Raw genomic sequence first — 6,255 nt, 5'->3', positions numbered from 1 at the left:
CACGATTGACGAAGCTTGCGCTTCATTCGTTTTTGTATTCCGTAGAATACGATTTTTGCCTCATCGTTCAGTTTTCAAAGTTCGTCCGCACCTGTTTTGGCGACTCAATTAGAATACCAAGTCTGAAACAAGAAGTCAACAACTTTTTTGAAATTGTTTCTTACTTGTTTGCCGTAAGCGCTCGTCCTCTTAAGGACATGAATTAATATATCACGATAATTAGACATGCGCAACTACTTTATTAAAATAACTTATAGTTTTTTTAGAGCATGTAAAAACCGCAGACAAGAATGGCTGCGGTTTACTTCATCATCAATGAGACGCGTCTTCTTTTTGCTTCGCTTATATAGAAGAAATACAGTGATTCCGCTAACTTCATTTGTGCTTCTAAATCACCATAGTCATCATAGCTGATTTCTAAGAGATGACGCTTCATCAAATAATCTTCTTTTGCTTTTGCTAATTCTTCTAACAAACGCTGGTCGTACTCACTGCGAATCTTCTTTCGAAACCAACTCATAGTTCGCGACGTCCCTCCATTGCACGAGATAACGTCACTTCATCTGCGTATTCAAGATCTCCGCCAACCGGAAGACCATGGGCAATTCGAGTGATCCGAATACCCGTCGGTTTTAAGAGACGCGATAGATACATCGCTGTCGCTTCTCCTTCGATATTCGGATTAGTTGCTAAGATGACTTCCGTAATCGCTTCGTCCGCTTGAAGACGTGTCAGTAGGCTAGATACATTGATATCCTCTGGACCGATTCCTTCCATTGGACTGATTGCTCCATGCAAGACATGATACAACCCTTGGTAATCTCGCATTTTTTCCATTGCAATGACATCCCTTGAATCTTGGACGACACAGACAATCGTACGGTTTCGGTGTTTATCTGTACATACATAACAAGGATCTTGATCCGTGATATTCCCGCAGACACTACAGTAGGCAATGTCGCGCTTCGCGCTGACCAATGCCTTTCCGAACATCAAGACATCGTCCTCTTCCATATCAAGGACATGAAACGCTAGACGAACTGCTGTCTTCGGACCAATCCCCGGCAGTTTCGTAAAACTTTCGATCAAACGACTAATCGCTTCAGGATATTGCAAGTGGTTTCCTCCTACGAATTAAAACATTCCCGGCAGATTCATACCTTGTGTGAATTTCCCCATTTTACTTGCTACGAGTTCATCGACCTTCTTCAAAGCATCGTTTGTTGCGGCTAAGACGAGATCTTGAATCATTTCAACATCATCTGGATCAACGACTTCTTCTTTAATGATGACATCTACGATATTTTTATGACCATCAGCGACGACTGAGACCATTTCTCCGCCTGCTGTACCTGTCACTGTTAAGTCTTTTAGTTCTTCTTGTGCTTTCGCCATATCCTTTTGCATCTTCTGCATCTGTTTCATCATATTGTTCATGTTTCCCATTCCGCGCATCTGTATTCCTCCTCGAATTTAATCTTCGAACTCTACGATATCACCAAAACGACCAAGCGTCTCGGACAATAACTGATCGCTCTCCGATTCTTGTTTTGTTTCCTTCTCTTCTATACTACTACTATTTCGCTTAGCAACAAACTCTGCCTTCAGTTCATGCCAATCCTTTGAGAGAATCGCTAAAATTTCGCGTTTGACGCCGCATACTTCATACAACGCTTCTTCAATCACGAAACGTGTTCGTTCATTCGTCATGACCTGCTCAAAGTGCCATCCTTTACCGTCATCGAATTCAATCAGCAATGTATCCGCTGAACAAAGAACCGGTTTACTTTCATGGAGTAACGAGTAGATGGGACCATCTTCTTTTAAAATCCATTTTAAGATGTGATCCCAGCGTTCTTGAATCTCGCGCAATTGTGCTTTCTCTGCTCGCTCTAACATTTGGCGAATCCGCTCTTTAGCGATTCGAACGGTTGGTCGTCCTTGTTTTCGCTTCGGTTGTGCTTGTGGTGCGGCCGCTTCTTGTGCCGGAACACCATTCGACTTCCATTGGTGCATCTGTTCCTTCATTTCGCGGACTTCCTGTTGCAACGATTGGACGATCTGTCCCGTCGTTCTCCCCTGTTCCGCAATTTGAATGAAGGCAATCTCAACGAGGACCCGAGGGTGGTTCGTCAATCGCATCTGTTGTTGGCAGTCATGTAACTGATCAATGATCGTAAAGCACGTCTCCGCTTCAATCGATTCAACGAATTGTTTGAACTCATCCGTCGGGCGCGCACGCTCTAGCAAATCGACAGCTGTAGGCGAAGCTTTCAATAACAACGTGTCCCGGTAAAAGAAAACGAGATCCTCAACGAAACGCTTTAAGTCTTTTCCCGCTCGTTGCATCGTCTCAAGCGTCTGTAACAACTGATCGACTTGATGTTCATGTAAGGCACGGGCAATGTTCAGTAATGCTTCATCTTCTACTGCTCCTGTTACTTCAAGAACAGCCGCATCATTTAGATCACCATTCGAAAAAGCAACCGCTTGGTCGAGTAGACTCAGCGCATCACGCATACCACCATCCGCCGCTCGGGCGATCAATCGTAATGCCGTATCCGAATACTCGATCGATTGGTCTTTTAAGATATATTGCATCCGCTCTACGAGTTGATCGACTTCATGCCGCTTCACATCGAAACGTTGGCAACGCGAGATGATCGTCGCCGGAATTTTATGTGGTTCAGTCGTTGCTAAGATGAAGATGGCGTGCGCCGGTGGTTCTTCTAGTGTTTTGAGCAAGGCATTAAAGGCACCTGTCGACAACATATGCACTTCATCAATGATATAGACTTTATAGGCTGCTTCTGAAGGGGGATATTTGACTTTATCCCGGATTTCCCGAATCTCATCTACGCCGTTATTGGAAGCGGCATCGATTTCGAAGACGTCCGGGCTTGATCCTTCTGTGATCGCAAGACACGTCGGGCACGTATTACACGGTTCTTTGACCGGTGCATGCTCACAGTTGATCGCTTTAGCGATGATTTTGGCAAGACTCGTCTTTCCTGTTCCACGAGGACCCGAAAATAGATAGGCGTGGGACATCCGTCCCTCCATCAATGCATTTTGGATCGTACGGGTGATATGCGCTTGTCCAACGACTTCGTCGAATCGTTGCGGACGGTACACGCGGTATAGTGCTTGATAGGCCAAGTTTGCGCCTCCTCTTTTTAAGTTCCTCATTCTATTTTACCTAAAAAAGTCTACAACCGAAACCGGCTGTAGACTTGTCTTTAAAAATTAAACTGCCGCGCACCATATTCTGAAATATGTTCAACATGCGTTACTCACGCAGCCTGCTCAGTCCAAGCACCCCTACAACACACAGAGAGCACCACTTAAGGCTGCTTCCTTCCGGACCTGACCTGGTTCATGGGTATCTGTTGCGTAGGACTCAAACGTCAACGCTACTTACGTGAGGCAGACCACACCAATCATATCCCTCGACATGGAATTCAGTCTCGCTATAGCGGATTGCGAGTGACAGGGAACCGCTACATCCCCACCTAGCACGGCAAATGGTTTATCGATTTTTAGTGGCACCTTGTTTCAGTGCTTTTTCATTATACTGTTTCATCTGGTGCGATGCAACCCATTGCCCGCTTTCGCGCTTTCTTTTTCGCGCGCAGTTCCCGAAAGAACGTCGTTAGCATCTCACCACACTCTTTTTCTAATATACCGCTCGTCAACTCTGAGACATGATTGAACCGATCGTCTTGCACTAGGTTCATCAGCGTTCCGCAGCACCCACCCTTCGGATCAACGGCACCAAAGATGACATGTTCAATTCGCGACAGCATGATGGCTCCCGCACACATTGGACACGGTTCGAGTGTCACGTATAACTCGCACCCTTCAAGTCGCCAGTTCCCGAGCTTTCGGCAAGCCTCCTCGATTGCGATCAACTCCGCATGTGCCGTCGCCTGTTGATCCGTTTCCCGGTGATTGTACCCCGTCGCGATGACTTCATTGTCTTTGACGATGACACATCCGATCGGAACTTCACCGATTGCTTCTGCCTTTTTCGCCTCTTCAATTGCAAGGCGCATATAGTGTTCCTGTCGTTCCATTGACGATACTCCTCACTCTAAAAAAATTCTCCTTTTGAAACTTCAGCAAGTCGTACTTCTTTGTGCTAAAATATAAATTGCACTTTGCTGAACGGAGGGTCATTGTATATGTTCATAACGGTTGAAGGACCGATTGGTGTAGGCAAAACATCACTTGCGAACGCCATCAGTCACCATTTCTCTTTTTCTATGTTACGCGAAATCGTCGAAGAAAATCCCTTTCTTGGAAAGTTCTATGAAGATATCGAAGAATGGAGCTTCCAGACGGAAATGTTCTTCTTGTGCAATCGCTTCAAACAACTCGATGATATCGAACGTCATTACCTCAGTAAACAACGCTCTGTCGTTGCTGATTACCATATCTTTAAGAACTTGATTTTTGCACACCGCTCTCTAAAGGTCGAGCATCTTGAGAAGTATGAACAAATCTATTCGATCCTGACGACGGACATGCCAAAACCAGATGCTGTCATCTACTTGAACGCAAGTATCGACACCTTGATGAAACGTGTTGCGCTGCGCGGACGAGAAATCGAAGAAAATATGTCACGTGCCTATCTCGAACAATTAGCCGAGGATTACGAGACATTCGTCACGGAATACCAAGTCAAACATCCGGAAGTCAAAATCATCCGTTTCGACGGAGATGCTCTCGACTTCGTCAAGCGACCAGAAGATCTCGAGTACGTCTTGACGACGATCCGGAACGAATTATATGAAGGAGCGAACCACGCATGAACTTGAAGCTACGTGAAAAATACAACATCCCGGCAGATGCCGTCATTACGATCGGCGGTATGGTCGGGATCGGGAAATCAACGATCACAAACGGATTAGCCGATGCCCTTGGTTTCCGGACGTCACTCGAAAAAGTCGATACGAACCCTTACTTGGATAAATTCTATCATGATTTCGAGCGTTGGAGTTTCCACCTCCAAATCTATTTCCTCGCTGAACGCTTCAAGGAGCAAAAGCGGATTTTCCAATACGGTGGTGGTTTCATCCAAGATCGTTCAATCTATGAAGATACAGGGATCTTTGCTAAGATGCATTTTGAAAAAGGAACGATGTCTCCAACGGACTATGAAACATATTCAAGTTTGTTTGACGCAATGGTCATGACACCGTTCTTCCCACATCCGGATCTTTTGATCTATCTTGAAGGTTCGTTCGAACAAGTGCTTGAACGAATTCGTCTTCGCGGACGTGAGATGGAGCAGCAGACACCCATCGAATATTGGGAAGAGATGTATGAGCGCTATACGAACTGGATCAATAACTTCACGATCTGCCCGGTACTTCGTTTGTCGATCGACGAATACGATTTACTGAACGAGCCAGAATCCATTGACCGGATTCTCGCGAAGATCGAAAAACAGCTTGAAGTCGCTCGTATTGCCAATACACGCTAACTGATTAGATCTGCCTCTTAGGCGGATCTTTTTTTGCGCAAAAAAAGGAGACGCGTGTCGCATCTCCCTCGCATTAACCAATCACTTGATTGATTTGTTCCATATGGTGTAGATCATGTTGAGCCATTGCTCCGAGGAACTGACCGATTGTCAGTTCTTTGTCTTTAATGACGACCTTGTCCTGAAGGCGTTCTTCCGGAATCAATTCGACTGCACGGCGCAACAAGTCACGGCTGACTAAAAACTCATCAATCGTCAAGATCCGTTGCTGCTCACGGCTCATCTTCGCTGCTTCCTCATTGACCGCTTGGCTATCTGGTGCGACACGGAATGGTTCCCCCGCGAGCAAGTACGGGATGCGCTCTGCGACCATGAAGCGATCCCATGGTGATAAGTGACCGATGATCTCAGCAATCGTCCATTTACCTTCTGCATACGATGTTCGCCATGCCTCTTCTGAAATCTGTTCCAAGTCTTTTACATATGTCATCGTCATCGCATAATGCGAAAGCAACGATTCTTTTGTTTGTTCGTTCATTTCGTCCACCTCTTCTTCGTTTTTCACGTAGGCAACCATAGCACGCACGAAGAAATCGATGCAACAAAAAAGCACCTCGGAATTGAGATGCTTCATAAAAAGCGGAGTCGGTGGGATTCGAACCCACGCGAGCCTTGCGACCCCTAACGGATTTCGAGTCCGTCCCCTTCAGCCGGACTTGGGTACGACTCCATGATTATATTTATTTTTGGGTAAAAAAAAAGAAGTG

General features: G+C 45.7%; 9 protein-coding genes, 1 tRNA gene and 1 other RNA gene. 3 read left to right on the top strand and 8 right to left on the bottom strand.

Annotated elements, in window-relative coordinates; translation table 11 throughout:
• On the top strand, positions 1-206 hold a 206-nt coding region (locus tag KNQ12_RS16760), incomplete at its 5' end, for a hypothetical protein (protein ID WP_214775506.1).
• Between the two features lie 95 nt (positions 207-301).
• Here the strand turns inward: KNQ12_RS16760 and KNQ12_RS16755 are convergent.
• From KNQ12_RS16755 to tadA, 6 genes are all read right to left on the bottom strand, one after another.
• Entirely contained in the window at positions 302-520 is a 219-nt protein-coding gene (locus KNQ12_RS16755) for a YaaL family protein (RefSeq protein ID WP_023469883.1), read from the bottom strand.
• Complete coding sequence (recR, locus tag KNQ12_RS16750) at positions 517-1,116, bottom strand: recombination mediator RecR (RefSeq protein ID WP_023469882.1); 600 nt, start codon at positions 1,114-1,116, stop codon at positions 517-519. Before recR ends, KNQ12_RS16755 begins: the two co-directional genes overlap by 4 nt.
• Positions 1,117-1,134: 18 nt before the next feature.
• Entirely contained in the window at positions 1,135-1,455 is a 321-nt protein-coding gene (locus KNQ12_RS16745; RefSeq protein ID WP_023469881.1) for a YbaB/EbfC family nucleoid-associated protein, read from the bottom strand.
• Between the two features lie 18 nt (positions 1,456-1,473).
• Positions 1,474-3,159, bottom strand: coding sequence for a DNA polymerase III subunit gamma/tau (gene dnaX, locus KNQ12_RS16740; RefSeq protein WP_023469880.1), 1,686 nt, complete (start codon positions 3,157-3,159; stop codon positions 1,474-1,476).
• Between the two features lie 95 nt (positions 3,160-3,254).
• An RNA gene (ffs, locus tag KNQ12_RS16735) (signal recognition particle sRNA large type) lies at positions 3,255-3,521 on the bottom strand.
• 48 nt (positions 3,522-3,569) lie between these two features.
• On the bottom strand, positions 3,570-4,076 hold the full coding sequence (gene tadA / locus KNQ12_RS16730) for a tRNA adenosine(34) deaminase TadA (protein ID WP_214749870.1): 507 nt from the start codon (positions 4,074-4,076) through the stop codon (positions 3,570-3,572).
• Between the two features lie 108 nt (positions 4,077-4,184).
• Here tadA and KNQ12_RS16725 point away from each other — a divergent pair, with 108 nt between their 5' ends.
• The gene (locus KNQ12_RS16725) at positions 4,185-4,814 is read left to right on the top strand and encodes a deoxynucleoside kinase (RefSeq protein ID WP_023469878.1); all 630 of its coding nucleotides are present in this window, start codon (positions 4,185-4,187) and stop codon (positions 4,812-4,814) included.
• Positions 4,811-5,488 (top strand): deoxynucleoside kinase, encoded by a 678-nt coding sequence (locus KNQ12_RS16720; RefSeq protein ID WP_023469877.1) that lies wholly within the window; start codon positions 4,811-4,813, stop codon positions 5,486-5,488. The genes KNQ12_RS16725 and KNQ12_RS16720 overlap by 4 nt, the downstream gene beginning before the upstream one ends.
• Before the next feature lie 73 nt (positions 5,489-5,561).
• On the opposite strand, the gene KNQ12_RS16715 is transcribed toward KNQ12_RS16720, so the two are convergent.
• A complete protein-coding gene (locus KNQ12_RS16715) occupies positions 5,562-6,026 on the bottom strand; it encodes a DinB family protein (protein ID WP_023469876.1) in 465 nt (154 codons plus the stop codon).
• Between the two features lie 102 nt (positions 6,027-6,128).
• Positions 6,129-6,218: transfer RNA gene (locus KNQ12_RS16710), tRNA-Ser, on the bottom strand.
• Positions 6,219-6,255: the final 37 nt, after the last annotated feature.

The sequence above is a fragment of the Exiguobacterium sp. s11 genome (assembly GCF_018619015.1).
Classification (GTDB): domain Bacteria; phylum Bacillota; class Bacilli; order Exiguobacteriales; family Exiguobacteriaceae; genus Exiguobacterium_A; species Exiguobacterium_A indicum.
Note: the sequence above shows the minus strand (reverse complement) of the source record. Positions and strands in the feature narration are given on the sequence as shown.

What these genes read in the sequence shown, in the direction of transcription:
- KNQ12_RS16725 (WP_023469878.1), top strand. Translation starts at nt 4,185, where the DNA reads ATGTTCATAACGGTTGAAGGACCGATTGGTGTAGGCAAAACATCACTT.
- KNQ12_RS16715 (WP_023469876.1), bottom strand. Translation starts at nt 6,026, where the DNA reads ATGAACGAACAAACAAAAGAATCGTTGCTTTCGCATTATGCGATGACG.
- tadA (WP_214749870.1), bottom strand. Translation starts at nt 4,076, where the DNA reads ATGGAACGACAGGAACACTATATGCGCCTTGCAATTGAAGAGGCGAAA.
- KNQ12_RS16745 (WP_023469881.1), bottom strand. Translation starts at nt 1,455, where the DNA reads ATGCGCGGAATGGGAAACATGAACAATATGATGAAACAGATGCAGAAG.
- KNQ12_RS16720 (WP_023469877.1), top strand. Translation starts at nt 4,811, where the DNA reads ATGAACTTGAAGCTACGTGAAAAATACAACATCCCGGCAGATGCCGTC.
- KNQ12_RS16755 (WP_023469883.1), bottom strand. Translation starts at nt 520, where the DNA reads ATGAGTTGGTTTCGAAAGAAGATTCGCAGTGAGTACGACCAGCGTTTG.